At 45.5% G+C, this 341-nt stretch carries 1 protein-coding gene; it reads right to left on the bottom strand.

Features of this window, described 5'->3' with window-relative positions:
* Positions 1–341: HDOD domain-containing protein (locus tag A3712_RS19900; RefSeq protein ID WP_157618827.1), on the bottom strand; the 341-nt coding region annotated here is incomplete at both ends.

The following is a 341-nucleotide window of genomic DNA, read 5'->3' as shown; positions in this document are numbered from 1 at the left end:
ACAGCGGCAACTGCTCGACTAAGTTCTCTAACGACAAGTCCAACAGCGCATCTAACAAGGAGAATAAGCCAATCATAAAGGCCTGCTCTCTATATCCTTCAAATGCCTGATAGCGAGACATACGCTGACAAAACTGGGCACGCTGTAGAGACAATCCATACAGCTCTTTCGGCTTTTTATCAGAGACATAAGACGCTACGGCTAACGAAACAAACATTTTCAGTTTCTCTTGCCCTAGATACACCAAAGCCTGACGAAAAGAAGAGATGGTCACTTCAAGGCGCGGCGACATGGTATTCACAAAACGCAACAGCTTGTATGAAAGCGCTACATCTTTCGCA

It is taken from the genome of Vibrio sp. HI00D65 (assembly GCF_001635455.1).
Classification (GTDB): Bacteria; Pseudomonadota; Gammaproteobacteria; order Enterobacterales; family Vibrionaceae; genus Vibrio.
The sequence above is the reverse complement of the archived record's forward strand: the minus strand, read 5'-3'. Positions and strand labels throughout refer to the sequence as shown.